This is a genomic window from Salinicoccus siamensis (genome assembly GCF_055391965.1).
Genome location: NZ_AP043765.1, coordinates 1713493 through 1739703, shown reverse-complemented (window position 1 = coordinate 1739703; position 26211 = coordinate 1713493). Strand labels below are relative to the sequence as shown.

The window sequence follows — 26211 nt, the reverse complement described above, 5'->3', positions numbered from 1 at the left end:
AAAGACGGTACAGACGATAAAAGAGCAGCGCCCCGCAGGTTGTGTGGGATGCTGCTCTTTGTTTTATAGGGGGGAGAGGAGTGTTGGATGTCTAACTCTCGTTGGTCCGCACAACGAAGGCGAATTGGCTCTCTAACTCTCGTTGGTCCGCACAACGAAGGCGAATTGGCTCTCTAACTCTCGTTGGTCCGCACAACGAAGGCGAATTGGGTGTCTAACTCTCGTTGGTCCGCACAACGAAGGCGAATTGGGCGTCTAACTCTCGTTGGTCTGGGGCAACGAAGGCGAATTGGGTGTCTAACTCTCGTTCGTCCGCACAACGAAGGCGAATTGGGTGTCTAACTCTCGTTCGTCCGCGCAACGAAGGCGAATTAACCGTCTAACTCTCGTTCGTCCGCGCAACGAAGGCGAATTGGCCGCACCACACACATCCCACCCCAGATCACAAAAAACCCGCTACACTGCGTCTCGCAGTATAACGGGTCGGGGATTATTCTTCGACGATCTTGTATCTTTTATGGTTGACTACAGTCTTTTCGAACATTTCATGCTCGTCGAAATTTTTATCGATTGTAATATCAACAATGACAGAGTTGTCGTTGACTTTCTCAACTCTTCCTTTCATGCCTTGGAATTCTATTATATTCCCTACTTGTGCTGCTACCACTTCTGTTTCTTCATCCATGCGTCAAACCTCCACTACCAATGATGTAAGACATTATACTAGATGTTCGGCAATATTGAAAGCGTTCGGCTATCCATCACCTGTCAGGCATCCGATGTACCCTGCGCCTTATCGTCCGACGCCACGACCGCTTCAGGTTCCTGTTTAGAAACGGTGGCGTTTGACGCTTCTTCCGAGTCGTCAGGCCGCCGCTTTTTCAGCTTGTTCTCCGGCTGTCTGCTCTTGGCTATGATCTTACGCGTCTTCTTCACCTTCTTCTTATCCTGCTTGACCTGTTTCTTGAGGTCATACGGGTGATAGGCGCCGATTTCGACCATATAGTCCGCAATACGTGAATGCTGATTGATTGCCTGTGTAAGCTGCCGCCTCAGCACATCGCGCACTTCCGGGGAAATCGTCTCCGTCAACGCGACCGAGTAGGCCCGAACGGCCGATTTGGACGAGACGAGCATTTCATGGACGATCAGTTCATCCTTCTTGTTGCCGGTGTGTTCCAAAATATCATCAAATTCCATTACTGCAGCCTCCCTAAAAGATAAAGGACATGTGCCTTCTATGGTAACAGTGCTTCTATTTCTTCTATGGCTTTCTCGGATATCTGCTTTTCCTTTCTGAGCAGGGATCTGAGCTTGGGATCATCCGCCAGGGATTCCAATACGTGCGCTTTCATCAGAGATGCTTTTCTGAGCGTCACGATTTCATGCAGTTCCAGCGTTTCATGCACGCCGAGTGACACTTCGTTCTTGTCGCTTTTAGCCATGGTCAGCCTCCTGTTGGTATTTATGGCATAAGGATAACATGCTTCTTGTCATTATACGAGAATCTTATCAGAAATCATAAAATTCAATCTTCAATGCCGTAAATCTCCCTTAACTTCACCCGTGCCGAAGCCCGCCAGTTCTTGACGCTCGATGCACTGAAACCAGCAACAGAGGCGATTTCACGCACCGTAAAGCCTTTCAATGTATAGGTCAGCCACAACATCTCCCGGTCATCAAGGACCCGGCGGGCGCTCTCATAGTAGAGTGTCGGCATGTCATCATCGGTCCCGGTATCCATCCCGGCATCGCCGTCAGCACTTACATGTGAAGTATAGCGCGAAACTTTACGGATTTCATCGATCATCCGCTGCTGGATGCGCGTATAGACGAATTGGGATTCGGTCGCCCCTTTGCCTTTGACGGCATCGAAGGCAGTCAGGGCAGAGTAGACGGCCAGCCGGCCGACCTGCATATAATCATCTTTATCGTATTGGATGTTCAGTTTATTCATGATGCTGTGGATCATCGGTTCATACCGTTCTATTTGTTCATTCATATGGAGTGTCCCATAACGCATCGATGCATCAGTTATTTCCGGATAAGCCAATCATATGATGAAACTGAGCAATCTGCCCGGGGGACAACACCTAATAAGTCGACTTAACTTATCGTTATATTAACATAATATAAAATATTGTTAATTATATGTTAAATAATTAGCTTTTAATGTATAATTTAAAGATCAACACATTGAAGAGGTGACACATGATACCATCACTACTCAACCCGGGGATCTGCTGCATTGAACCAGTAGACCACCCCGAGTTTCTCTGCGAAGCGGTCTACCATGACCGTGTACTGCCCTCGGTCAAACCGAGCGAGGACCTGATCGATGAACTGCTCGTCTATTGCCATGGTACAAACTTAAAAGCCAGACGGGCCCATCTGAAGGCCGCGCATGACATCCACCGGCTCGGTCCGATCGTCATCGATGAACGCATCGGTTTTACATTGTTCCCCGTAACGGTCTCACGGCGCCGCAATCCCTGCTGGGTGAACTTGCATCAGCTGCTTGAATTCAGACCCGGGGTGGGAGGTACGGAAATACGCTTCAACCATGGTATGATGAAATGGATAGAAGCCGATTACAGATTGTGCGAAAAACAATATGCCAAAGCATTGAAAGTACTCGACCGCTCCACTAAAATACGGGAGCAGAGTGCGCTCTACATCACACGATAAGAAGGGGCGCGGCTCCTGCTGGAGGATGCAGGCGATCGGCGGAAAGGGGGAGGCTATGGAGATTCTCGCAGCGGGTGGCATCTACACGAAAGAGGACTCGACCTTTACAGGCGGTCATGTCATCAGCATCTGCCTCGGCAGCCATTCGGCCCACCATGTCCGGCTGCACACCAACCTCAGCAGTGATTCCACAAAGACGCCTCCACTGTTGAAACACCTCCGCCAAAACGGAGTGGATCCGAGGCTGGCTGCACGGGTTTCGGCACCATACGGTACCATCACCGGTGATGGCGTCACGCCATCAAGCAATGTCTTTGAAACAGTGCGCCGGGAGCGGATGCAAAAGCAGATGAACCATGACTGTGTCATCCTGTCCACCGACATTTCAGAGCGTGACTTCAGGTGGCTGACGGCAGAAGCGAACAACCGTAATATTCCGGTCCTCGTCTTTACATGCGGGGAGTACCCGGTCCGTACTGGAGGGGGCATTGAAATCATTCATCTCGATGATTCCGGCATCCCGGACTACGCGCACCACTTGGAGGAAATAAAAGCCGTCCTCATCAATCGCGGATGGATATATGATCACCCTGTGACCAGAAGCCGCAGAGAGCAGGTGCCGCATCCGTCCACTGCCATCCTCCGTACCATCGGCCAGCTTCTGCTGTTCGGTATGCTGACCGGCGCGGTGCTGCTTGGCATATTATATCTGCTTGGACTGCCCGGCGAAGATGGCGGCCATCAGGCGGAGATAGCGCCAAAACAGCCTGTCGATCATCCAGACTGCAGTACAGTGGCGGCATGCACGACGCTTGGCGATCAATATCTCGATGCGCTCGATGACTACATCGATATAGAAGATACGAAACATCTATTCATCGAAAACCGGAGCCAGATCGGTTACCTGACGTATCCGGTTGAAGATGTGACGCTCGGGGCGCCGGAAGTGCACAAGCCGCTCCCGTTTGGGGATGAAGCAGCGTTCAGGGAGATATGGACACGCTTCACGCATTTCTTTCCTGCCCGTGAGATCGCCGACGTCGATGCCTTCCGGCTGTTTTCGGATGGTGAAGGCAATACGCTTGCCTATGTAGACGTCAAGCCTTCCGGCACCACGCTGGCGATGGATATACGTGACAATCAGACGAAGCCGGACGAATACCGGACGCTGCTCCATGAATTCGCCCACGTCTGGTCATTGCCGCCCGAAGACTTCAAGGATGACAGTACTGACGTGGCATCGTTGAAAGAAGATACTTTCATGAACGCCTATACCGAACGATTCTGGTCCCAGTATGGTGAGGAATGGGTTGAAAACAAGTATAAATCAGATCCTGAACGGGAAGCGTTCTACAACAGTCATATCACCCATTTCCATGAGCCGTATCAGGCGACGAATCCGAAAGAGGATTTCGCGGTGACCTTCGTCAAATTCGTCACCGAACCGATGCCGGAAGGACAGCAGCTGAAAGATGTTAAGATACGGACGCTGTATGAATATCCGGAATTGGTCGCACTGCGGACGACGATACTTGAAAATATGGTGGATCATGAAAAAATAAATGAATGAATATGCATATATTCGGGTAATGAAAAATGTCAGAAAAAGTATTTGGGATAAACCGCGTGTACACCATTTTATAACTGAATCATCACCATTTGCCGTTTTTTCTGTAGTGCCAATAGGGTTGAAACACAAAGTACACGTTTCTCAGGCACAATCACTGAGAAAGACAGTGAATTTTTCACCTGATTATATTGTGCACAATATAGTTTTGTGTATAATGGTAAGTGTCTGAGTAAATGTTAGGAATGGCGGGCAGATAATATGAGCGAAACAACAAATGATGTAAACATACGGAATGTGTGCAGATATATCTTTATGCTGAATGCGAAAATTGATCATTTGGCCGAGTTCAGAACCGAACTGGGCACTTTATCCAGAGAACAGCTCTATATCGTTGAAATGGTTTCAGAAGAGCCGGGACTTACACAAAAAACAATCATAGGTCGATTGAAGAAGGAGCAGACTTCAGTCTCAAGAGCCGTCCAGACTTTGGTTGACCAGGGTTATATAGCCAAACGACGCAACGAGAACGATATGCGCGCTTCCCATCTGGAAATGACCGATGCAGGGAAGGAAGCGTTGGCAGGGTTGGAACCTTCAATCTGCGAACTCAGTGAACATGTTGTGGAAGAGTTGGATGATGATGAAAAACGCACATTGATGGACGCCTTACGTAAAATGCAAGCTCAATGACCCGTTCCACAGAGGTGGAACGGGTTTTTCAATGCGAAACCCCCAAGGGATATCCCTTGGGGGTCAGTCTACAGTGTGCGTTCCATATATATATGCGGGATGCCCGCATCCTCGAATTCCTCTGAAGCCACTTCATAGCCGAGCTTCCTGTAGAAATTGGCGGCATGGACCTGCGCGCCGAGTTTCGCTCTGACATACCCGGCTTCACGGGCGTGCTTATGCACAAAAGCCATCAGCTCCCGGCCGTATTTCAATCCACGCGCTTTTGGCAGTACTGCCATACGCTCGATTTTGATCATTCCGTCGCCTACCGGGCGGTATCTGACGGTGCCGACGGGTGTATCTGTTGTCAGCAGGATATGTGTCGAAGTGTCTTCATATGCGTCTATTTCCCGGGTCATCGGCACATTCTGTTCTTCGACGAAGACGCGTTTACGGATTTCGAGACATTGATCGTACATCTTTTGGCTGTCCGCCACTTTTATTTCCATCAACATTCTCCTTACATCGCATTTTTTCTTCTGATGGCAGTGAACTGCCAAAATACCCGCATCTGCTCGAGATTCCAGTATTCCAGTCCAAGGGAGAGTGCAGGTGGAGTATTGAACTTGAACCCGCTCGCCTCGGCGGCGGCCAATGCCAAGTACTGGATATGGGGCCGCAGATTTTTGAAGGGCTCGGACAACCTGCCGTCTTCCCCGCGAATCCAATCCATCGGGAAGGTGAGTTCGAATATGTTGATCTGCTTGTATATTTCAGGCAACGCAATGAGATAGCACGCCGCATCCACTTCAGCATTGGATTCGGACTCCGCAAAATAGCCCTTTATCGACAGGTACATCTCTTTATGGTCATGGTTCTGATAAAAATACCTATCCTCCGGTTGTGCTTCGCCGCTGCGCTTGATCTGATCTTCCAGATAGTCGAACATCTCATTGATGTTCGTCTCCTTATCGTAAGTCCTGCGCATCATCATCCCTCCTAGACCCCATCATATGAAGGGGTTTCCTGTGTGTTCTCCTCATAGTATGGTGCTTGATAAGGCTCTTGTGTTTCTTCTTCATAGTATGGTGCTTGATAAGGCTCTTGTGTTTCTTCTTCATAGTATGGGACTGTATCTTGCTGGTACTGCTCCTGCGTCTCCTCTTCGTAGTACGGTTCCTGTGTACTTTCTTCATATTGAGGCGGTGTGCCGTTTTCTACGGGCGGCTGTTCTGTAGTCGGCTCCTCATCGGTGAATTCCGGATTCATATCCCTGTCGGGCTCTTCGACTGATTTTTCGTCCTGATCCTCTTTAATATTAAAGCCGTTGCCGAGCCTACTCTCATAACCTTCCCGCATGAAGTAGGGTGGTTCTGCCGGCTGGTAGTCTTCAAGCTCCGTGCCTTCTATAAACTGGTAGGGCACGATCATGTCTGACAGCCGGATGTTGATCAGGTCATATGGATCAGGCGCTTCAAGGCCGAGTACTTCCCTAAGCGTTTCTGAAATGCGGTACAGATGCTCTTCGTTCGCCCAGTAGAAGTAGGCGCCGTTCTGCTGGAACCAGAAGTCGCTGCCTTTGATCTGGGTCGTGTTGAAGTTGATGTCGTTGAAGGAATAGTAGGCAGCAAGGCTGCGGATCGTCTTCGACTCCATATTGTGCTTTGTATTATCCGCGACGACTTCTATCAGTTCGTCGAGTTTCGAGAGGGCACCCGTCGACTTGGCTTTCGATAGGATGGCCTGGACCAGCTCCAATTGACGTTGGCCACGACCTAAGTCACTGTCGACCTTACGGTTCCTGACTACTGCTAATGCTTCTTCCCCGTTTAAAGTTTGTTTACCCGCTTTCAGTTCGATTTTTCCCTTATCTTTTGAATTCTGTTCACTGATTTCAAATGGCACATCGAATTCCACTCCACCGAGTGCATCTACCATGTCCACGACAGCATCCATATTGGCCCGGACATAGAAATCGACAGGCACATTGAGCAATGACTCAACGGCACGCATAGAGCCATCTGGACCCCCTTGACGGTGGGCGTGTGTAATCTTGTCGAAATAATTCTCTTCCGGGAGGTAGGTGAGTGTATCGCGCGGTATGCTGACTAGTTTTACTTCCTCTTGATCTTTATCGAAAGTGGCCAGGATCATCGTATCTGTACGATAATCCCCGTTTCCTATATCTTCTCGCTTATTGCGTGACTCACTTTCGTCAATGCCGAGGATTAAGATTGTGAAGCTATCCATTTCCGGATTGATATCGTCGAGTCTCAATTCTGACCGATCACGTTCGGTGGCCTCAAATGATTCTGAAACCCCCTTTTCGAATGAATTGAAAAGATTGTAGATGTAGACGACTATTACTACGAGCGCTATAACAAGCGCGATAAGAATACCGTAAAAAATTTTGCTTTTCATAATAGATTTGACTCATTTCTTTTTAATTTTATTCTTTGATTCATGTTACTATCCAATAAGTATAATATGAAAGTGGGGTGAAATGGAAATAGAATGTAACATTCCACTTTATTCATTCAAATATCCTATAACTTTTTTGAAAAAATGGTAGAATAGCTATTCATTAATCAGGAGGCATCAATGACGTGGTAACTAAGAAAAGGCAGGCTCCCATTTTAACTTACGAGAATGTTATGTTCGCGAGCGTCTTCAGTTTGCTATTTATGCTAGCCAATTACATCATGATTGATAATGGTGATGGGCACGCGATGATCGACTCCCAAAACCCATTTATGATTTTAACCTTTATAGCTATATGGATTTATCTCCATAAAAATTCCTATATTCATATAAGCAACATCAGATTGTTATTTTTATCGCTTTGGTGTGTTTATCTATCGGTAATTTTTTACAGCATGTTAATCCAAGATCATTTTGTTTGGGTGGAGGCCATCATCTTTATACTAATTACCATCATTTTGTTGTATAGGATACCGGAACGTATGATCACTATACTCATAATAGCTGCATGGATCAGTCTGCCTTCATTGTTATTAGCTGATATTACGCTAAATGAATCGGGAGCAACTCTAGTACTTATTTTCACTGTAGGATTTTTGATTATACCTAAAACAAATCGGGCGATGATCTATTACATGTTGCCCACGTTCTTGCTACTCAATATCATTACGATGAGCCGTACAGCTATAGGCGTGTATCTACTTATAGCAGTGATTCAATTGGCCTGGATTAATTTCTATAACACACCTATCAAACAAAAGAAGCATTTTGCGATCATTGCGGGCGGCGGCATACTTCTGATACTGGTTGGATTTGCCCAGCCTCTCTATCAATTTTTTATAGGGGGGCGCACTCAGTCAAAATGGCATACAGTGGAATGCTTTGACATCAGGACGCTATGAAGTATGGAAAGTAATATGGGATAACCGTCAATTCTTTGGAGAAGGGCATGCTTATATTGAATTTACCGAGCTTCTCCATGCGCACAATATATTTTTAGATACTGTTGGCCGTTATGGTTTAGGAGCGGCTATCCTGCTTGCATTGATATTGTGCATTACATTTCTTTTAGCTTTTATAAAAGGTATGTTTAATACTGCAATCTATCTTGCGGTATTCACAATGGTTGGCATGTTCGAATATAATTATCTCTTCATGTTTACTTACTTCTCACCAATCATCCTGTTGTTTCTGTTGTTTAGTAGAATCATTACTGTGTATGAAGAGTCAGGAGCTAAATTGCATGACGAAAGCGCTGATATTAAATAATATCAGCGCTTTTTTCTATTTTCATTAAACTTTAGTTTTTGTATTATCGGGCCAACAATTGGCACGTGCAAAAGCATAAACTCCATTACTTTTAGGATTCTAAAAAAGCGTTTTGGTTCTTGAATAAGGCGATACAGCCATTCTAGTTGAAGTGTAATCCAAATCTTAGGTGCCCGCTTTACATTACCAGACATCACATCCAGAGTTCCACCGACCCCTATGAAGATTCCCTTATCGAAGCGATTAATATTATCAAAAATCCATTTCTCCTGACGCTGCATACCGAGTGCCACAAGGATGATATCCGGTCTAGTGGCAACCATTGAGTCTATAAAAGATTCGCTTGTGATATCTGCATAGCCATGTTCATGACCTGCAACAATGAGCCCTGGAAATGTTTTCTTGGCATTTTTTACAGCTTTTTGATTGGAATCTTTTTTAGCGCCGAGGAAGAACACGCTATAATCATTTTTAGCAGCGTACTCCAGCATAGCCTGAGTAAGGTCCACACCGCTGATACGTTCCCTTAGAGGCATCCCCTTAATTTTGGCAGCATTGATAATGCCGATGCCATCTGGTAAAACATAGTCTGCTGAATCCACATGATGTTTGAACTCTGAAGATTCCCGTGTCCCCATGACAAGTTCGGGATTCGCCGTAACGATGAAACATTTCTCTTTACTCTCAAGAAGCGGATAGATTGTTTCGTTTAAAAAGGAGTGCATTGTGGTGTTGATGAAATTGAGACCCATTATTAGTACTGTTCCGTAATGTTTATTCATCAATCATAAACCTCTATTTCTAATAATAATAACTTATAAAAAATCAGTTTTCGATTTTATCCGATAAGGAAGCTTCATGAAGCCATACCGTAGAGTTTTGATCATCTATAATACCTTTATACCAGATATTTTTACCTACTAGAATGGTTTCATTAATATGAAATTTCGAATTTTTAAGATTTTCCAGAGAAGATGATATAGTTTGCTTTTTTCCACCCCATGGTTCTGTTCGAGCGAGGCCATTGCCAAGTAAGAATAGTGTCTTATTGTCATTATCGACGAAAGTATGGGTGTGAGAAGCGAGCTCTGTTGCTTTCATCCATCCAATAACCCCCTCAATGCCACTTGGCTTAGTACTGAGTAGATAATAGTGTTCAAATTGGTATATAGTTTTTCGTTTTATATAGAACACTCTATCTTTATACTCGTCTGCGTTTTTACGATTTTCATCGGTATTAGGGGATTGATATATATAAGTACTGTGTTCTCGTAAGTGCGCAAGCCTACTTGTTAAATGCACCTTGTAATCATTGGAAGCATTTAATTCTTTATCAGAATTCATGACTAGTAGGTTACCCTGCTGACTGTAAACAGTATCATTACCGCCCTGTTCAGTCATAAGGGCACGATATGCATCACGTTCTTTTTTTGACATTTTCTGCCATTTATTGAGGAATGCTTCATATAGAGGAATGACATCATTTACCTCACCAAAGGCTTTGACGCGCCCAAATTCAAGCCATAATATCTTATTGCAAAAATTCTTGACTTGGTTGATGGAATGACTGACGAAAATCATTGTTTTGCCCTGTTCTTTAAATTCGTTCATTTTTCTTAAGCTTTTCTCTGAAAAAGCACGATCACCGACCGACAATGCTTCATCTATGATCAGAATATCCGGGTCGACATTGACACTGATGGCAAAGCCAAGTCGCGATTTCATTCCGCTTGAATATGATTTGACTGGTTGGTCTATAAAACTTTCGAGTTCAGCAAAAGCAATGATGTCAGGTTCCATTTCACGAATTTCATCGCGTGAAAAACCGAGCATCAGACACTTCAACTCGATATTATCGCGTCCGGTCAAATCATTGTTTAGGCCAGCAGCGACTGCTATCAATGAAGTCTGCCCGTTTACTATAACCTCACCCCTGGATTCGGGCACTATACCTGCAATAATATTTGACAAGGTAGACTTGCCAGAACCATTGATTCCGATGAATCCTACGACATCTCCATCTTCCGCTTCGAAGTCAATGCCACGCAAGGCATGGAAGACTTCTCCGTGAGAGCGGGGTGAAACTAGATCCAATATGCGTTCTTTTTGATTCTCGTATAGCTTATAATGTTTCTCTAGATTTTTTGTTATGATGGTTTTTGTCATGTATATCCCTCTTATAGATAATCTATGAAATTACGTCTGAAGTTTACATGTAACATTGATCCAATCGCTAAGATAACGAAAATGAGACTCCAAAAATACAGCGTCAACTCCCAATGCGTAATCATATACCACTCAGTGCCGAAGAATACTGAGCGATATCCTTCAATAAGGTAAACGAGAGGGTTCAATCTCATCAACTGCATCAAAAGTGGGAACTCCGAAAGAAGTGATAGAGGCCATAAAACGCCTGATAAATATAAACCCATGCGTAGTAGAGAGCTAAGCAGCATGTGTACATCTCGGACCAATGTCGATAGCGTAGAAGTGATTAATGAAAATGAAAATACGAGCATATATGTACCGAGTATGAAATAAGGCAGTTGCAAATAATAAATGTTGATATAATACCCTGCTATTTGAAAAACAACAAATACAATGCCTAACATGATGATATGTGTATAGAACTTTGAGAATATCGCGATGCTAGGTATTAAACTAAGCGGGAAATTCATTTTTGATAACAATTTTAAACGAGTATAGATGGATTTAGAAGCTTGTATCGTAGCTTGAAAGAAGAAAGTCCATACTATGAATCCTACAAATAACCAGAAGAAGAATGGGACTTCTTCCCCCCCCATTTCTATCGGCTCTCTCTCTCTCAATGTGGAAAAAACAAACCAGTATATTAATACACTGATCAAAGGAGTCAGAATTTCCCACACAGTACCTAAATAGTTATTCTGATTTTTACTTTTGACATCATATACAGACAGCCGTCTTACAAGATAAAAATGATTCAGCTGTTCCCTCAATACTATTAATATTGATTTCATCTTTTTTTCACAACCATTTCCTTCATCGTTGTTGAATTATACAACTTAAGATTCTAAATAACAAATAATCCTATCGCTGACACGTTTTGCAGCATTTCCATCTTCAAGAGCACAGAAACGTTGCCGGAAGAGGGTGGTCTCGTATTCTTCGTTGAAGTCCGAAATTTCAGTTCCCTGTATAGCATCAATCAGCGCATCAGTCGTCTCAACAAGTGGGCCGGGTGCCATTGTTTCGAAATCGAAATAGAAGCCCCGGATATTCTCCCGGTAGTGTTCGATATCATATGTGTAGAAGATCATGGGGCGCTTGAGATTGGCATAGTCAAAGAACACGGAAGAGTAATCTGTGACAAGTATGTCCGACACCAGATACAAATCCCTTACATCTTCGTAAGTGGAACAGTCATACAGGAAGCCTTCATATCCGGAGAGGTCCAGATTCTCAGCAACCAGATAATGGAGCCGCAACAGGATGATGTAGTCATCTCCCAATTCTGCCTGCATCTTCGCTATGTCGAACTGCAGATCGAATTTATATTTTCCGCGTTCATGATAGGAATCGTCACGCCACGTGGGAGCATAGAGAATGACTTTCTTATTCATGGGCAGTCCGAGCTTAGTACGGATATAATCCTGGAAGGTAGGATTATCGTTATTGAACAGATGATCATTTCTTGGGTAGCCAGTCTCAAGCATTACACCATAGAATTTGAAGGCGCGCTTGAAGATTTCAGTCGAATAGGGATTTGGTGAAATGAGATAATCCCATTTGCTTGATTCGGCTGTAAAGTTTTTCTTATATTTTTCCGTATCAGTCCCTGGCATAAGGACGCTGTCGATATCCGTGCCGAGTTTCTTCAGTGGGGTACCATGCCACGTTTGTAGGTATAACGTGTCGGCAGGCTTTGGAATCCATAACGGCAGCCGACTGTTCGTCACCCATAAGGCTGCTTTGTTCATATAGATCATCCAACTTGGAGTAAAGCGTGTCACATAAGGGATGCCGAGCGCCTTGAACATTTTTCTGTAGCGGCGATCGACACTCCATAGCAAGCGGTAATCCGGATAATGTGCCCTCATGTATTCATAAATCGCGCGCGGATTATCACTGTACTGTTTACCAAGGAAACTTTCGAACATGATCAGCCTATAATCTTTATGGAAAGATTTGCCGAGCAGCCAGAACAGCATTTTGTAGACTTTCAACAGAGCTACTTTTAATATTTTCATAGTCACCACACCGTTAATAATAGTATTATGTATATGATATAATCTTTTATGATGTAATTATTTATATTACCATCATATCCAGTATACAAAAACATTATACCATCATAGTGGTATAGTAGGGAGGCACACTATGAAGAAAGTCATCACTTACGGTACATTCGATCTGCTCCATACCGGGCACATCAATATTTTGAGGCGCGCAAAGGCGCTCGGCGACTATCTCATCGTGGCCATCTCCACCGATGAATTCAATATGCTCAAGCATAAGCAAGCCTATTACCCATTTGAACAGCGGAAACAGATTCTTGAAGCGGTGCGTTATGTCGATGAAGTCATTCCAGAACATAACTGGGACCAGAAGGTTGAAGATGTCAAAACGCATGACGTTGACATCTTCGTCATGGGCCATGACTGGGAAGGCGAATTTGACTTCCTGAAAGACTATTGCGAGGTCATCTATCTGCCAAGGACTGAAGGTGTATCCACAACGAAAATAAAACAGGACCTATCAAATCGGAAATGATCAGGGAGGCGGCGCTCACCCTCTATCTGACAGTCGCCCGCATCATCTTCCACCTATTCCGGATCGCGCCCCTTCAGCATAAGACGGTCATGTTGGCATCATTTGGCGACAATATCCAGGCAGTGGCCAGTGAAGTATCGGCGCAGACGGATTCACGCATCCTCATTTTGAAGGAACCCGGCTGCCGACATCAGTTCGATGATATTTCAGATCAGAACATTATCCGCTTTTCACCAGCCCAGCCCGGAAACTGGCTGCGTGGCCTGTACCATCTCGCTACAGCCGAGATTGTCTTCGTCGACAACTATCATCTGCTTCTTGCCTCATGCGATTTCCGCCAAGAAGCACTGTGCATCCAACTGTGGCATGCCAATGGGGCAGTCAAGATGTTTGGACTATACGATAAGACAGCAAGGGACAGACCACGATCGGCCGTCCGGCGCTTCAAGCAAGTCTACAGCCGGTTCCATAAAGTCGTCGTAAGTTCAGACGAAATGGCGGATATTTTCAAGCGTGCTTTTAATCTCAGTGATGCCAACATGCTGAAGACGGGCGTGCCAAGGACGGACTTTTATCGTTTTGAACAATGCGTGACTCGGGCACAGGGAAATATGAAAGAGGCATTGCCGCAGATCCATGGTAAAAAGGTACTCCTCTATGCACCGACGTTCCGGGATGATGGATTTACACTCGACAAGTTGCCACTTGATGTTAAAAGAATGGAAGCGGCACTGGGTTCGGAGTATCATCTGCTGATTCAATTGCACCGTACCGTTGAGCTCAAAGATGTGCAGGACACGAACTTTGTCACCCATGCCTCAGGTGAATATGATATTGCGTCACTGCTCAGTATCACCGACATCCTCATCACGGACTATTCATCGATTCCGTTTGAGTTTTCGATGCTCAAACGACCGATGATCTTCTTCGCCTATGATCTCGAACAGTATGAAAGGACGCGCGGCATCTGGTTTGACTACAAGAAAACGATGCCGGGTCCGGTCGTCGAGACGACCGACGCGCTAATAGAAACCATCCAGCAAAATCGATTCGATGAGGCGGAAGTTACAGTGTTCGACGCCACCTGGAACAAATATGCAGATGGCCAGGCAACATCTCGACTCGTCAAAGCAATATATAAAGCAGATTGAGCATATGCCCAATCTGCTTTTTTTATGTAGCACATAAATGATTGCATAAAAAAGCCCGCATCCTTTTCAGGATTCGGACTTCATGTCTTGTATATTCTTTCGATTGACCCCGCATCGTGGCGCAATCGTATCCGCCAACCATTTGGCATTCAACAGCTCGATGTAGGCCAAATACGCTGCATCCCCTTCGATGCGGACATCCCCATAGACATAGTAGGGGGGCAATGGGCCATCGTGCCACAACCCGTCTCCTGCATGGTGTTCGATAAGGCGCTTTAAGCCGTCCAAATCTTCACGGAACGCCGGGCTGCGCTTGCCCCCACGGCGCTGGTGTTCCCTGTCGCATGCATCCAGCAGACGGTAAGTGTCCGTAATGTACGGACGTCCTTCGTTATAGATGTGCTTGACGATGGGGTGGTGCCGGTACCGCGTATTGGTATCGAGCACCCCGATCAGGCTGAGGGTAACGCGCAGTATCTGATACAGTTCGAGCACCTGTTTCGACAGCCGGCGGTTATCCAAATACCGGGCACTGATGTCATGATCCGGGCTTACTCTGAACACCTGCATTATTCGTAGATGTAGGCGAGCACATCCAACGCCTGTTCGACAGTTTCCACCGTGACATTGGCTTTGTTGGAAAGCTCTTTAAGTGGATGGATCAATTCTTCCGGGCGCACGATGATGAGTGGTTTGCCAAGCGTGACGGCAGCACTCGCATCCATTGCCGTATTCCACTGCTTGTACTTCTCGCCGAACAAGGCGATGACCACATCTGACTTCTGCATCAGCACCTCGGTCCTAAGGTTGTTGATCGCAGAAGCGGCATCGTCCTTATAGTAGCCGCTTGGCTGTTCGCCTAAAATCGCTTCGCCGATATCATCCGAACGGTCATGGACCGTCTGGGGACCGACGAAATTGAGTGGCAGGTCCTTCTCTTTCGCCAGACGTTTTACATCTTCGCGCCAATCATCATGAATCTGTCCTGCAAGATAAACTGTCAATTCCATTGTGTCATCCTCCTAAGTGGTAGTATCTCAATCATAGCCAATCCCTCGTCAAGTTTCCAAGGATTATCACTCGAGTGTGTTGCCTTGTGCCGGAATCGGGTTTTCTTTGAACATGCGTGCCAGGTGGATGGTGTTGTAGGCGAGCATTTCAACATGTTTTTTAGTGAAGTCGTTATCTTGGCCCGCTTCAATATAGGACGGGCCGGGACCTGCTTCGCCAACCCAATAGGCATCGACGTTCGGTGGAATGGTGAAACCGATGTGGGAGAGCCCGTAGAGGATCGACTGTGCCGCATGCTTCGCACCGTCCTCATTTCCTGTCACGACGACTCCGCCGACCTTGTTGTAGAAGATCGACTGGCCCTTGTCGTTCGTGAGTGATGAGCTCCCGTACAGACGCTCTATGGCCAGTGTCGCGATGCTGCTCTTCTCGCCGAGCCACAGAGGCGTGCCGATCAGCACGATATCAGCTGCTTTAATCTTTTCAAAAACTTGCGGCCATTCATCGCCTTCACCGGCATCGTCCGTGATGCCGTATTTTATGTTGTAGTCGTTCAGGCGCACGATTTCAGACTCGACGCCCTCCCTTTCATAAATATCCGTAACCCCACGTGCCAAAGCTTCGGTATTCGATTGTTCCTTACCGTATTTTAGGGTGGCATTCAATATCACTGCTTTTAGAGCCATACACTCTCCTCCATTTTCTTCATTGCTTAGTTGTACCACTAAAATAAGACGCTAAAACTTGAGCTCAGACGAGCTGCTTCTTCGAAAATTTATTGGCTACCCAACGGATGGTCAAGCCGGCTCCAAATTTATTCCTAATTTTAATTACTTTTTTGTATATTGTGGTAATATGTAAGTATAAACGATATTTTTTGGTTCTCCCCAGTGAAGTGTGTTGATTTCTTCCTCTAACGTAGGATCTCTTTTTATTTCTAAGCTGGGGGACGACACTCCATACGGATCCGGAGATCGAAATGATACATATTCGGGCATCCGTAACTGCGTCGTTTCAGCGTTTTGATCAGGTTATTGGTACCTTCCAGTCGTGCGTTTGTCAGTCCGTAGGTGAAGTGGTTCAGAATCTCCTGTTTCCACTTCAAGACGGTTTTGACTATAGACTTTGTGGCGTTCGCTCCTTCAAAAAGGTAGTGGCTGCACCAGTCTTCAAGGGTTTTTTGCGCTTTCTTGTAGCTTTTGGCACAATATATGTCCCGGAACTTCTGAAGCGCAACCCACTGCTTTTTCAACTCAGGATTTTCTCCGAGCCAAGTGCGTAACGTCTCTTTTTCTTCTAACTTCAGGTGTTTGGGACGGGCCATCAAAAGCCTGCGCTGATGCCTGATGTTCTTGTGGCTGGTCCCGTTGTTTCCTTCCAGCTTCCTCGCACGATCCAGAGCCTGCGTGAACAACTGGATGACGTGGAACTTGTCGACAACGATGGCTGTCTCCGGCCATATCTCGTGGACGGTCTGCGCCATGCCGGGAGCCAGGTCCGTAACGATGACTTCAGGTGCCTGCAACGGATACCGGCGCAGCCCTTCCTGGATACGCTCCCGGCTCTTTCCCGGGTGCGTCTGCCACACGTGGCCCGTGTGTGCATCCTGAAGAGCGACACTGTAGGTGTGGCCCCGTTTATGGGCGAATTCATCCATGCAGAGCGCTGGCGGTGCTTCGTAATCAGCCGGCCGTGCCAATGTTTCTTCGGCATAGGTGTAAAACCAGGAAGCCACGGTCGATGGTGGCACGGCCATCTCTCTGGCTACCGCCTCGAAGGACTGACCGATGCATTTTCTCGCAATCATCTGTTTGAAATGCGTCGTCACGTTCCCACGCACGGGAACCTCCGGCCATTCGACCGTCCAGGTGATGCCACAGTCTTCACAACGCTGGCGGTGGACCGGGACACGAATATAGATGGTTTCCCGGGTAGAAACCCAGGCGTGACGCAGGAAGCGATTCTTGTTTCTGGCATGATTGATACTTTCCTGGAAGCATAACGGACAGAGATGGTTCTGTGGCTTCGGCTCGACGCCGAGAACCCAGCCATCTTTCACACGTTCTCCTTCATTATTCAATATAAAGGTTGGTAGGTGCAGGATATCTGTAGTAAACTGTTTATACAAGCAGAACTTCCTCTCTATCAATGTTTTGGGTTGGTACTTTAAACATTAGAGGAAGATTCTGCTTTTTTCAATGTCAAGCACACATGATTAGGGAGAGCCAAAAATAAATATATTTAAGGAGTGGGAAAATGTGAAGAAACTTATTTTTATTTATGTTGCATTACTATTAATTTTAAGTTCAATCCTTACATCACCTTTATCTATGGTAGCTGCTGAGGTAACTAATGATGAGGAAAGTGTGGAGATTGAATCTGTAGATCCAAATGATGAGGGGGAAACAGACGTAACAGAAACAGAAGAATCTACTGAGAAGTCCAAAGAACCTGCTCCTGGTGCAGTCGATTCATCTGAAGCGGAACAAGAAGGAGCAGAAAAGGACAACACTAGTAAGAAAAGTTCAGAAGCCCAAAAAGAAGAGGTCGTTGAAGAAAAGCGTGGACTTTCAGTGGGTACTAAAAAAGCATTAAATTTGGAAGGAACATCCATTAGTAGTAAAAATCCAATTAAAGCAGAAGAAACATTCATATTAGAATTAGAAGCTCATCTATCCGAAAACCATAATTATGGAGTAGAAGACAAGGTTACATATAACTTGCCCGCTTCTCTTAATGTTGTTGAGACTGTCAATGATTTTGTAGCGTCTGATACTAATAACGTTGCGAGTTACACCGTCAACAGCAATGGAGTATTGGAAATTGAATTTTTAGAAGCGGTTGCAGTGTCAAGAAATGAAAACATGACGTTTACTGTTCAAGTGGCATTTGATTCAAATCATATTGCAGAAGGTGCACGAGAAGCGATTATTGATCCAATAAATAATGAGGATGCAATTATCGTTCCACTTGCGGTAGAAGAAACAGAAGAGGCAACAGAAGAATCAACAGAAGAGGCAACTGAAGAATCAACAGAAGAGACAACTGAAGAATCAACAGAAGAACCAAAAAAGGAAGCGAAAAAAGAGGGGTCAGCGAATAAAAAAGAAGCGAGAAAGAAGGAAGTTGCGCCTTTGGCCGAATTGACTCCAAACATTTTTGAGTTTAGGAGTTTAACCCATAACGGTGTTGAAATTGTAGATGGCTCTAACATTGATCTTAGTGATGGCACTGAAGTGGAGCTTATCTATGATTGGAATACTGAAGGGATGAATGCACAAAGTGGAGATACTGCAACGATTCAAATACCAGATGTTTTTGAACAGGTCTCTACGCCCCAAATTGAGCTTGTTACGAATGGTGTAAAGGTTGGAACATATCAGATTCAAAATGGACAACTGCAAATAATCTTCAATGACAACATTGAAGAAGGGTATGTTTCCAACGGTGAGTTGGGATTGAACTTAAAGTTTGACCTGCAAAAGTTTGAAGAAAATATCGAACAAATCATTAAGTTTAATGACACAAAAGGTACAGAATTAAAGGTGCTTGCCAAGCCGAATAATTTAGCAAGTGGTATTACAAAAGAAGGCCACCCTGACCGAAACCATAATGCAAAAGAAATTACTTGGACAATTGATGTGATAAATAACAGCGGCGAGGCAGTGACTACGGCGACACTGTCAGATATCTTGCCGGAAGGGCTTGGTACACCAGAAAACTTTGTTATAAATGAATTGTCTACAAATTTAAGTGGAGATAAAGTATTAGGCGTCGCCGTTGATACTATTACGCCTAACATCAGTGAAACAGGTTTTGAGATTGCTTTTGATAACCTCGGAGCTTACCAAGGTTACCGTGTACAATATACGACACCTATCACTGATAGGACTCAAACAGCCTTTACAAACGACGCCACGTTCTATGATGGGGAGTCAAATTTGCCTGCAGAGGCTACTGTTACAGGACTCACGGCAAGTAACCCAATCGAAAAAGCAGGCTCATATAACAAAAATACCGGTCAAATTGATTGGACTGTAGTCGTCAACGAAAACGGTTCTGCTATAGAAAACGCAGTTATAGATGATGTTTTACCAGAAGGACTGTCTGTAGACGAAGGGAAGTTTACAGTCAAAAAGTTTGTTGATGGTTCAAGTGCTGGAGAAATATCAGTGGATCCGAAAAGCTTCCCAATTGATCTCGGTGCTGTAGCTGCTAACGAGCACTTTGAAATCAGATTCAGTACAGATATAGATTACAGTAAAGTCAATGGCGGTGCCTATCAGTCTAATAACAGCTTCGAAAATATCGCAACATTGAGTGATGGCGATGAAGAAATCGGACGGGATGAGGCTGTAGTCGAATATAATAGGCAGCCGCTCTTGAAGAAAAAAGCATCTTCCAGTGGGATTGATTACGAAAATAAAAAATTGAGCTGGACTGTTGATTTAAACAAAGCACAGCACGAACTGAAGGATGTAGTTGTTACAGATACGCTGCCAGCTGGGTTGACACTTACAAAAGACGATATCGTCATCAAAAATAGTGAAGGCGAAAATGTAGATGTAGCCATGACAATAGCTCAGGGAGTTAAAGATAGTGAGGGTGGCGAAGTCACTTTTAATTTTGGGGATATCGGTACTCAGCATATAATTATTCAATATAATACTGAAATCACGGATTTCAGTAAAAACAAATTCTCAAATACCATTGGGATTGCAGGTGACGGAATTGGTGATGAAGAGCACAGTAATACCGTTCCCGTGAACCCTCCTGCAAACAGCTTCAATAAAAAATTCACAGGCATTGATTACAATTTAAAAACAATGAGTTGGAATTTAAAAGTCAACCCGATCAGAGAAGGTATAAAGTCACTTGTAATAGAAGATGATTTCCCGAATAAAGGGATGATTCTAATTCCTGAAACAGTGAAAGTTAGTCATTCTGCAGATGGGGAGTTGACACTTGGCGAAGATTATACTTTAGAGCCGAGAACTGAAGAGGGCGACACTGGATATCAAAAAGGATTCATCATTAAAATGATCGGCAATTACTCTACTTTGGACGGCGGATCTTTAGATGTTTCCTATAAAACTTCTTACGACCCTCAATTTGAAGTGGAAGGCAATACGTTGGATCCACATCTGAATGGAGAAGGGCAAGCGAAGTTATATTTAAATAAGGCGAATTTCTCAGGTGAAACAACAAGTGGCCATAACATTGATATAAATAGAAATGCTAACACTACTGTAAGAACTGATTCCTGGAACAGCGGTAAAAAGGAAGGTCAACTTGTTCATATAGACAATGAAAATAACGTCGTAAATGGTTGGAAGAATGGTACGGATCGTAAAGTTGCATGGCAACTGTACACCAACTATCAGCAACAAAATCTAGGCGAAAATGTAGTGGTTACAGATACTCTGCAGTATGAAGGGACTATTGATGCAGATAGTATTAAAGTATCCACATATAATGTTTCTTCAGACGGTAAAACTACCATTACGAATGAGGTTTTAGATCCGAGCACCTATAGCCTTGACGTAACAGGTAAAACATTTACGCTGACTTTTAATGAGGAAGTATCAGAGAGATATGTTATAGAATTTTTAACGACAGTGCCAAATGTATCTAAGGAAAACTACACCAACAAAGCGACGGTTTCAGTAGATGGTGAGGATTACCCTTACAGCGGTACTGTAAGTTACAAAAAATATAATGATTTCTTGGATAAATCGTCAATTGGACATGAAGGCTCGAATATCTATATCGGTGAAAACATTGATTGGCAAGTTCAAGTCAATGACAGTTTATCAATTATAGAAGATGCAGAAATTACAGATATCATAAGCGCCGGCCTGGAATATATACAGGGTAGTTTAAAGGTTTCGACAGTAGACGGGAATGTATTAAGTGAAGGCGAAGATTATGTTTTTTCCACCACAAAGACTGAGGACGGTAAAACAAGGCTTAATATTGAGCTGAGTGAAACTTTAAACCAAACACTAGTGCTTAACTATACCACGGCAGTGACCGCTGAAGACGGAGACACTGTAAATAATAAAGTAGACTTAAATGGTAATAGTATTGAAAGAAGAACGGTGTCCACTGAAGAATTGACTGCAGAGCAATTCAGTTGGGCTTCAGGAGAATTCAATCCAAAACGTGGTGCACTGGAAATCGTAAAACTGGATACTGAAACAGGAGAACCAATCGCAAACAATCCAGCTATGTTTGAGTTGTACTATGAGTTGAACGGGGAGAGGGTACTCTTCGCTGATGAAATTCAAACGGACGAGAATGGTAAAGTCCAAATTGGGAACTTGCCACTTAGAACATATTATCTTGTTGAAACACAAGCACCGACGGGCTATATCATCGATGAAACGGAAAAAGTCATTGAGATCACTCAGCCATATGGTAAAGAAAAAGTAACATATGATGCTAAGTTTAAAAATACGAAAAAGAAGACAGATGTTTCTGTAACTAAAAAATGGGACGATGCGAAAGATCAGGATGGGTTGCGCCCAGACACTATTGCGGTTCAGCTTCTTGCGAATGGAGAACCAGTGGAACAAGCTGTAACTTTATCAGCAAATAACGAATGGGCAAACACTTGGACAAATCTAGACGCCTACCAGTCCAGTGGAAAAGTAATTGACTATAGTGTTAAAGAAGTTAGCGTGCCGAAAGGTTATAAATCAACAGTGAGTAAGGATGATGACAACAATATCGTTGTTACAAATACACATAAACCTGAGACCACTGAAGTATCGGTCACCAAAGAGTGGGACGATGCGGATAACCAGGATGGTGTTCGCCCAGACACAGTCACGGTCAACTTGTTAAACGACAGTGAAATTGAAACGTCCGCAGTATTGAGCAAAGAAAATGACTGGACACATACGTTCAGCGATTTGCCAAAATTCGCTGATGGCGAAAAGCTTCAATACAGTGTGACTGAGAACACGGCTGAACAGTATTCGACTGAAATCAAAACCACAGAAACAGATAAAGGGTTCAACAGTGTCATAACCAACACATACACACCGAAAGAAACATCTGCGACTGTCACCAAAGTATGGCAAGATGGCAATAACCAGGATGGCAACCGACCAGACTCTATCATGGTCCAGCTTTCAGCAAATGGCGAAGCGTACGGCGATCCTGTGGCAGTCACAAAAGAGAACAACTGGACGCATACATGGTCCGGCCTCGATTTGAAATCTAAGGGCCAGAACATCAACTACACAGTTGAAGAACTAGATACACCAGAAGAGTATGAAGTGAGTGTAAACAACGAAGACCATGGTAACTTGATGATCACAAATGCTTACACACCTGAAGTGACTGAAGTATCGGTCACTAAAGAGTGGGATGACGCGGACAACCAGGACGGTGTCAGACCGGACGAAGTGACAATCAATCTGTTAAATGGCAGTGAAATTGAAACGTCCGCAGTATTGAGCAAAGAAAATGACTGGACACATACGTTCAGTGACTTGCCGAAGTACGCCAATGGAACAGAAATCCAATACAGTGTGACTGAGAACACGGCTGAACAGTATTCGACTGAAATCAAAACCACAGAAACAGATAAAGGGTTCAACAGTGTCATAACCAACACATACACACCGAAAGAAACATCTGCGACCGTCACCAAAGTATGGCAAGATGGCAATAACCAGGATGGCAACCGACCAGACTCTGTCATGGTCCAGCTTTCAGCGAATGGCGAAGCGTACGGCGATCCTGTGGCAGTCACAAAAGAGAACAACTGGACGCATACATGGTCCGGCCTCGATTTGAAATCTAAGGGCCAGAACATCAACTACACAGTTGAAGAACTAGATACACCAGAAGAGTATGAAGTGAGTGTAAACAACGAAGACCATGGTAACTTGATGATCACAAATGCTTACACACCTGAAGTGACTGAAGTATCGGTCACCAAAGAGTGGGATGACGCGGATAATCAAGATGGTGTTCGACCAGATAATGTAGAGATCAATCTTTTGGCAGATGGCGAAGTGGTTAAGACATCCGTGCTTGGCCCAGCTAGTGAGTGGGCGGAAGAATGGGCTTATACATTTACCGACTTGCCTGTATACAAAGAGGGTGAGGAGATTAATTATACAGTCACTGAAAACGCAGTGCCAGACTACACTGGAGAGATTCGTAAAGTTTCAGAGATTGGTTACGAATTTGTAGTGACAAACTCCCACACCCCAGACAAAACGGGTGTTACGGTTACTAAATCTTGGGAGGATTCAAATAACCAGGACGGTAATCGACCAGATTCAATCGAAGTGCAGCTCACAGCAAATGGTGAAAACCATCAAGAGCCAGTCGTTCTGACTGCAGAAGATGATTGGACATACACTTGGACTGATTTGGATATGAATTCAGATGGTGAGGCCATCAAGTATTCAGTGACAGAGTTGAATGTTCCAGAAGAGTATGAAGTGTCTGTAGACGATGAGGATCATGGAAACCTAATCATCAAAAACAGCTACGCTCCTGAACTGATTGAGATGTCTGTCCAAAAAGTTTGGGATGATAAAGATGATCAGGATAGAGTGCGTCCTGATAAAGTCGAGGTCAATTTACTGGCCAATGGCGAAAAAGTAAAAGAAGCTCATATCACTAAAGAAACTGACTGGCAGCATGTATTTACTGACTTGCCAAAGTACGAAAACGGTCAGGAAATTGTTTACACATTGACTGAAAATAGTGTTGACAACTATTCGTTGACTAGTAATGAATTTAACGAAGAAACTGAAGTGCATGAGCTTACGAACTCATATACACCAGAAGAAACGAGTGTCACGGCTACAAAGAACTGGCAAGATGCTGACAATCAAGAAAATGATCGTCCCGATACAATCAAACTACAACTGATTAAAGTGGTGGATGGTGAACGTGAGGCAGTTGAAAGTCCTGTGGAAGTCTCAGTTGAAACTGACTGGACATATACATGGACGGGCTTAGACAAGAATGCTGATGGAGAACCAATTCATTACACAGTAGAAGAAATGATTGAAGAGAAGCACGGTTCATATGAAGTGACAGTTAATGATGAAGAGAAAGGTAATATCATCATTACAAACTCCAGGACATATGAAACGGACCATAAGGTAGTTAAAAATTGGGATGATCAAGATAATAAGCATGATAAACGTCCAGATTCAATCGATGTACAATTATTCCAAAATGGTGAAGCCACAGGTGAGCCAGTAACATTATCAGAAGACAATAACTGGACTCATAAGTGGGAGAGCCTAGAGAAGTACGATCAGAACAATGAAGCATACGCATATACAGCGAAAGAAGTTGAAGTACCTAAAGGGTATACAGCTGATTCTAAGTCAAATGAAGAGTCTCCAAATACAACATTCATTACCAATACGTTAGATCCAATCGAGTCAGCAGATGACGGCAAAGACGAAGGCTCTGGCTCAGACAATGGTGAAGAAAGTGCTGGAGATCAGGAAAGTAATGGGGATAAAGAGGATACTCCAGACAAAGATGGCACTCAAGATGAAGGCAGTACCGAAGCAGAAGAAGATGCTGGAGATCAAGGAAGTAATGGAAATAAAGCAGATACTCCAGACAAAGATAGCACTGGAGACCAGGAAGGTCTCCCGGATACAGGTATTGCTTCTAGCGGTAATATTGCAATTATAGCTGCAATCCTGCTAATAGCTGGTGCTTCAATTCTATACTTTACAAGACGTAGAAGTTAAACATTATACGTGAGCATCCGACTTATTGTGATATGTTTTTAAGTAGCCCGTTTATAAAATGGCTATTTTAAAGAGAGCATACTAATTTGTCGGATGCTCTTTTTTATTCTTGAACATCAAAATAAACTGGATAGTCATAGACTATCCAGTTTATTTTTTCTTGTCAGTATTGATGGTCACTTGGATCTAATGCTGTGACTCCTTTATATTTTAAGTTATTCAACAATTTGTGCTTTAACAATCATTCTCTCTTCAAATAATAATGTCTCCGGATTATATTCATCACAAGTAATGAGTGTCAGTTCCTGAGGCGCATCTTCGGTCTGATCCATAACCTCAACTTGCGAAGGATTCACATCGAATATCTCTGTAATTTCATACTCCCTCACCTCGTCGCGTGTAATCAATTCTATAGCATCACCAATTTCAGCACGATCTAGGTAGTTAAAACGGATGCCTGCCCCTTCCACCCGGTGTCCAGCAATTGGAAGATTCTGCATGTCCAAATGGTCTTTCTCATGGACAAGTGAAATGCCGTTGCGCAATTTTTGGTCGGTAACTTCTCCATAATATAAGGGTTCACTGATATCTGCACTTTCTATATTTAATATGCCGGCCATATCATCAGTGAGACTGACATCTTGTGGAGACTGATCATTATCATCTGCACTATTGGATGTGTAGGGTTCAATCCCTGTAATGAAGGTTTCAAATGAATTGATTTCTACATCATCCCCATCATTCTTAAAGGCTTCAATTATCTTTTCATTTACTTTATCTGTAAAGTGTTCACGTATATCATTCCAGAAAAGTAGGATAATTGCTGTAGCGATAAATAATATCCCGATTATTCTTAATATTAATTTCATTA

General features: G+C 44.1%; 24 protein-coding genes. 8 read left to right on the top strand and 16 right to left on the bottom strand.

Features of this window, described 5'->3' with window-relative positions:
• Window positions 1-490 precede the first annotated feature (490 nt).
• From ACZ5LF_RS08920 to ACZ5LF_RS08905, 4 genes are all read right to left on the bottom strand, one after another.
• Entirely contained in the window at window positions 491-667 is a 177-nt protein-coding gene (locus ACZ5LF_RS08920) for a YkvS family protein (RefSeq protein WP_380570017.1), read from the bottom strand.
• A 101-nt stretch (window positions 668-768) separates the two neighbouring features.
• Complete coding sequence (locus tag ACZ5LF_RS08915; RefSeq protein WP_380569847.1) at window positions 769-1200, bottom strand: spore coat protein; 432 nt, start codon at window positions 1198-1200, stop codon at window positions 769-771.
• Window positions 1201-1238: 38 nt separating this feature from the next.
• Window positions 1239-1445: a spore coat protein gene (locus tag ACZ5LF_RS08910; protein ID WP_380569846.1), complete on the bottom strand. Its 207-nt coding sequence runs from the start codon at window positions 1443-1445 to the stop codon at window positions 1239-1241.
• A gap of 83 nt (window positions 1446-1528) precedes the next feature.
• Window positions 1529-2002 (bottom strand): sigma-70 family RNA polymerase sigma factor, encoded by a 474-nt coding sequence (locus tag ACZ5LF_RS08905; protein WP_380569845.1) that lies wholly within the window; start codon window positions 2000-2002, stop codon window positions 1529-1531.
• A gap of 209 nt (window positions 2003-2211) precedes the next feature.
• Between ACZ5LF_RS08905 and ACZ5LF_RS08900 the strand changes: the two genes are divergently transcribed.
• The 3 genes from ACZ5LF_RS08900 (at window position 2212) to ACZ5LF_RS08890 (ending at window position 4948) form a co-directional block, all read left to right on the top strand.
• Window positions 2212-2688 (top strand): competence protein ComK, encoded by a 477-nt coding sequence (locus tag ACZ5LF_RS08900; RefSeq protein WP_380569844.1) that lies wholly within the window; start codon window positions 2212-2214, stop codon window positions 2686-2688.
• 55 nt (window positions 2689-2743) lie between these two features.
• A complete protein-coding gene (locus tag ACZ5LF_RS08895) occupies window positions 2744-4258 on the top strand; it encodes a hypothetical protein (RefSeq protein WP_464759186.1) in 1515 nt (504 codons plus the stop codon).
• 258 nt (window positions 4259-4516) lie between these two features.
• Window positions 4517-4948 (top strand): MarR family winged helix-turn-helix transcriptional regulator, encoded by a 432-nt coding sequence (locus ACZ5LF_RS08890; protein WP_380569842.1) that lies wholly within the window; start codon window positions 4517-4519, stop codon window positions 4946-4948.
• 68 nt (window positions 4949-5016) lie between these two features.
• Here ACZ5LF_RS08890 and ACZ5LF_RS08885 read toward each other — a convergent pair whose 3' ends face one another.
• The 3 genes from ACZ5LF_RS08885 to ACZ5LF_RS08875 are packed head-to-tail and all read right to left on the bottom strand — an operon-like array spanning window position 5017 to window position 7351.
• Complete coding sequence (locus ACZ5LF_RS08885) at window positions 5017-5439, bottom strand: GNAT family N-acetyltransferase (RefSeq protein WP_380569841.1); 423 nt, start codon at window positions 5437-5439, stop codon at window positions 5017-5019.
• Window positions 5440-5450: 11 nt separating this feature from the next.
• A complete protein-coding gene (locus ACZ5LF_RS08880; RefSeq protein ID WP_380569840.1) occupies window positions 5451-5918 on the bottom strand; it encodes a DUF2538 family protein in 468 nt (155 codons plus the stop codon).
• Window positions 5919-5929: 11 nt separating this feature from the next.
• Entirely contained in the window at window positions 5930-7351 is a 1422-nt protein-coding gene (locus tag ACZ5LF_RS08875) for an LCP family protein (RefSeq protein WP_380569839.1), read from the bottom strand.
• A 185-nt stretch (window positions 7352-7536) separates the two neighbouring features.
• On the opposite strand from ACZ5LF_RS08875, the gene ACZ5LF_RS08870 reads away from it, so the two are divergent.
• Window positions 7537-8313, top strand: coding sequence for a hypothetical protein (locus ACZ5LF_RS08870; protein ID WP_380569838.1), 777 nt, complete (start codon window positions 7537-7539; stop codon window positions 8311-8313).
• Window positions 8294-8680: a hypothetical protein gene (locus ACZ5LF_RS08865; RefSeq protein WP_380569837.1), complete on the top strand. Its 387-nt coding sequence runs from the start codon at window positions 8294-8296 to the stop codon at window positions 8678-8680. The genes ACZ5LF_RS08870 and ACZ5LF_RS08865 overlap by 20 nt, the downstream gene beginning before the upstream one ends.
• A 2-nt stretch (window positions 8681-8682) precedes the next feature.
• Here the strand turns inward: ACZ5LF_RS08865 and ACZ5LF_RS08860 are convergent, their stop codons facing one another.
• Genes ACZ5LF_RS08860 through ACZ5LF_RS08845 form a run of 4 tightly spaced genes read right to left on the bottom strand, consistent with a single transcriptional unit; the run spans window position 8683 to window position 12909 of the window.
• Window positions 8683-9462: a WecB/TagA/CpsF family glycosyltransferase gene (locus tag ACZ5LF_RS08860; protein ID WP_380570016.1), complete on the bottom strand. Its 780-nt coding sequence runs from the start codon at window positions 9460-9462 to the stop codon at window positions 8683-8685.
• A 43-nt stretch (window positions 9463-9505) separates the two neighbouring features.
• Window positions 9506-10846, bottom strand: coding sequence for a teichoic acids export ABC transporter ATP-binding subunit TagH (tagH, locus tag ACZ5LF_RS08855; protein ID WP_380569836.1), 1341 nt, complete (start codon window positions 10844-10846; stop codon window positions 9506-9508).
• A gap of 11 nt (window positions 10847-10857) precedes the next feature.
• Window positions 10858-11679 carry an ABC transporter permease gene (locus ACZ5LF_RS08850; protein WP_380569835.1) on the bottom strand — a complete coding sequence of 274 codons (822 nt, stop codon included), beginning with the start codon at window positions 11677-11679 and terminating at the stop codon, window positions 10858-10860.
• Window positions 11680-11724: 45 nt separating this feature from the next.
• On the bottom strand, window positions 11725-12909 hold the full coding sequence (locus ACZ5LF_RS08845) for a CDP-glycerol glycerophosphotransferase family protein (protein WP_380569834.1): 1185 nt from the start codon (window positions 12907-12909) through the stop codon (window positions 11725-11727).
• 130 nt (window positions 12910-13039) lie between these two features.
• Here ACZ5LF_RS08845 and tagD point away from each other — a divergent pair, with 130 nt between their 5' ends.
• Both tagD and ACZ5LF_RS08835 read left to right on the top strand, forming a co-directional pair.
• The gene (gene tagD / locus ACZ5LF_RS08840) at window positions 13040-13432 is read left to right on the top strand and encodes a glycerol-3-phosphate cytidylyltransferase (RefSeq protein ID WP_380569833.1); all 393 of its coding nucleotides are present in this window, start codon (window positions 13040-13042) and stop codon (window positions 13430-13432) included.
• Complete coding sequence (locus tag ACZ5LF_RS08835) at window positions 13429-14583, top strand: CDP-glycerol glycerophosphotransferase family protein (RefSeq protein ID WP_380569832.1); 1155 nt, start codon at window positions 13429-13431, stop codon at window positions 14581-14583. Before tagD ends, ACZ5LF_RS08835 begins: the two co-directional genes overlap by 4 nt.
• Window positions 14584-14649: 66 nt before the next feature.
• On the opposite strand, the gene ACZ5LF_RS08830 is transcribed toward ACZ5LF_RS08835, so the two are convergent.
• The 4 genes from ACZ5LF_RS08830 to ACZ5LF_RS08815 all read right to left on the bottom strand — a co-directional run bounded on the left by ACZ5LF_RS08830 (window position 14650) and on the right by ACZ5LF_RS08815 (window position 17722).
• On the bottom strand, window positions 14650-15153 hold the full coding sequence (locus ACZ5LF_RS08830) for a pyrimidine dimer DNA glycosylase/endonuclease V (RefSeq protein WP_380569831.1): 504 nt from the start codon (window positions 15151-15153) through the stop codon (window positions 14650-14652).
• The gene (locus tag ACZ5LF_RS08825) at window positions 15153-15593 is read right to left on the bottom strand and encodes a YtoQ family protein (protein ID WP_380569830.1); all 441 of its coding nucleotides are present in this window, start codon (window positions 15591-15593) and stop codon (window positions 15153-15155) included. The genes ACZ5LF_RS08830 and ACZ5LF_RS08825 overlap by 1 nt, the downstream gene beginning before the upstream one ends.
• 66 nt (window positions 15594-15659) lie before the next feature.
• Window positions 15660-16280, bottom strand: coding sequence for a flavodoxin family protein (locus tag ACZ5LF_RS08820; protein ID WP_380569829.1), 621 nt, complete (start codon window positions 16278-16280; stop codon window positions 15660-15662).
• 251 nt (window positions 16281-16531) lie between these two features.
• A complete protein-coding gene (locus ACZ5LF_RS08815; RefSeq protein ID WP_380709698.1) occupies window positions 16532-17722 on the bottom strand; it encodes an ISL3 family transposase in 1191 nt (396 codons plus the stop codon).
• 130 nt (window positions 17723-17852) lie between these two features.
• On the opposite strand from ACZ5LF_RS08815, the gene ACZ5LF_RS08810 reads away from it, so the two are divergent.
• The gene (locus ACZ5LF_RS08810; RefSeq protein WP_380570845.1) at window positions 17853-25340 is read left to right on the top strand and encodes a Cna B-type domain-containing protein; all 7488 of its coding nucleotides are present in this window, start codon (window positions 17853-17855) and stop codon (window positions 25338-25340) included.
• A 215-nt stretch (window positions 25341-25555) separates the two neighbouring features.
• Here ACZ5LF_RS08810 and ACZ5LF_RS08805 read toward each other — a convergent pair whose 3' ends face one another.
• Window positions 25556-26209 (bottom strand): class A sortase, encoded by a 654-nt coding sequence (locus ACZ5LF_RS08805; RefSeq protein WP_380570846.1) that lies wholly within the window; start codon window positions 26207-26209, stop codon window positions 25556-25558.
• Between the last annotated feature and the right edge of the window lie 2 nt (window positions 26210-26211).

Bases quoted from the DNA above. Each gene is read 5' to 3' on its own strand.
- ACZ5LF_RS08905 (WP_380569845.1), bottom strand. From the start codon at position 2,002: ATGAATGAACAAATAGAACGGTATGAACCGATGATCCACAGCATCATG.
- ACZ5LF_RS08895 (WP_464759186.1), top strand. From the start codon at position 2,744: ATGGAGATTCTCGCAGCGGGTGGCATCTACACGAAAGAGGACTCGACC.
- ACZ5LF_RS08845 (WP_380569834.1), bottom strand. From the start codon at position 12,909: ATGAAAATATTAAAAGTAGCTCTGTTGAAAGTCTACAAAATGCTGTTC.
- ACZ5LF_RS08915 (WP_380569847.1), bottom strand. From the start codon at position 1,200: ATGGAATTTGATGATATTTTGGAACACACCGGCAACAAGAAGGATGAA.
- ACZ5LF_RS08850 (WP_380569835.1), bottom strand. From the start codon at position 11,679: ATGAAATCAATATTAATAGTATTGAGGGAACAGCTGAATCATTTTTAT.
- ACZ5LF_RS08805 (WP_380570846.1), bottom strand. From the start codon at position 26,209: ATGAAATTAATATTAAGAATAATCGGGATATTATTTATCGCTACAGCA.
- ACZ5LF_RS08835 (WP_380569832.1), top strand. From the start codon at position 13,429: ATGATCAGGGAGGCGGCGCTCACCCTCTATCTGACAGTCGCCCGCATC.
- tagD (WP_380569833.1), top strand. From the start codon at position 13,040: ATGAAGAAAGTCATCACTTACGGTACATTCGATCTGCTCCATACCGGG.
- ACZ5LF_RS08890 (WP_380569842.1), top strand. From the start codon at position 4,517: ATGAGCGAAACAACAAATGATGTAAACATACGGAATGTGTGCAGATAT.
- ACZ5LF_RS08830 (WP_380569831.1), bottom strand. From the start codon at position 15,153: ATGCAGGTGTTCAGAGTAAGCCCGGATCATGACATCAGTGCCCGGTAT.
- tagH (WP_380569836.1), bottom strand. From the start codon at position 10,846: ATGACAAAAACCATCATAACAAAAAATCTAGAGAAACATTATAAGCTA.
- ACZ5LF_RS08880 (WP_380569840.1), bottom strand. From the start codon at position 5,918: ATGCGCAGGACTTACGATAAGGAGACGAACATCAATGAGATGTTCGAC.
- ACZ5LF_RS08885 (WP_380569841.1), bottom strand. From the start codon at position 5,439: ATGGAAATAAAAGTGGCGGACAGCCAAAAGATGTACGATCAATGTCTC.
- ACZ5LF_RS08910 (WP_380569846.1), bottom strand. From the start codon at position 1,445: ATGGCTAAAAGCGACAAGAACGAAGTGTCACTCGGCGTGCATGAAACG.
- ACZ5LF_RS08820 (WP_380569829.1), bottom strand. From the start codon at position 16,280: ATGGCTCTAAAAGCAGTGATATTGAATGCCACCCTAAAATACGGTAAG.
- ACZ5LF_RS08860 (WP_380570016.1), bottom strand. From the start codon at position 9,462: ATGAATAAACATTACGGAACAGTACTAATAATGGGTCTCAATTTCATC.
- ACZ5LF_RS08875 (WP_380569839.1), bottom strand. From the start codon at position 7,351: ATGAAAAGCAAAATTTTTTACGGTATTCTTATCGCGCTTGTTATAGCG.
- ACZ5LF_RS08900 (WP_380569844.1), top strand. From the start codon at position 2,212: ATGATACCATCACTACTCAACCCGGGGATCTGCTGCATTGAACCAGTA.
- ACZ5LF_RS08825 (WP_380569830.1), bottom strand. From the start codon at position 15,593: ATGGAATTGACAGTTTATCTTGCAGGACAGATTCATGATGATTGGCGC.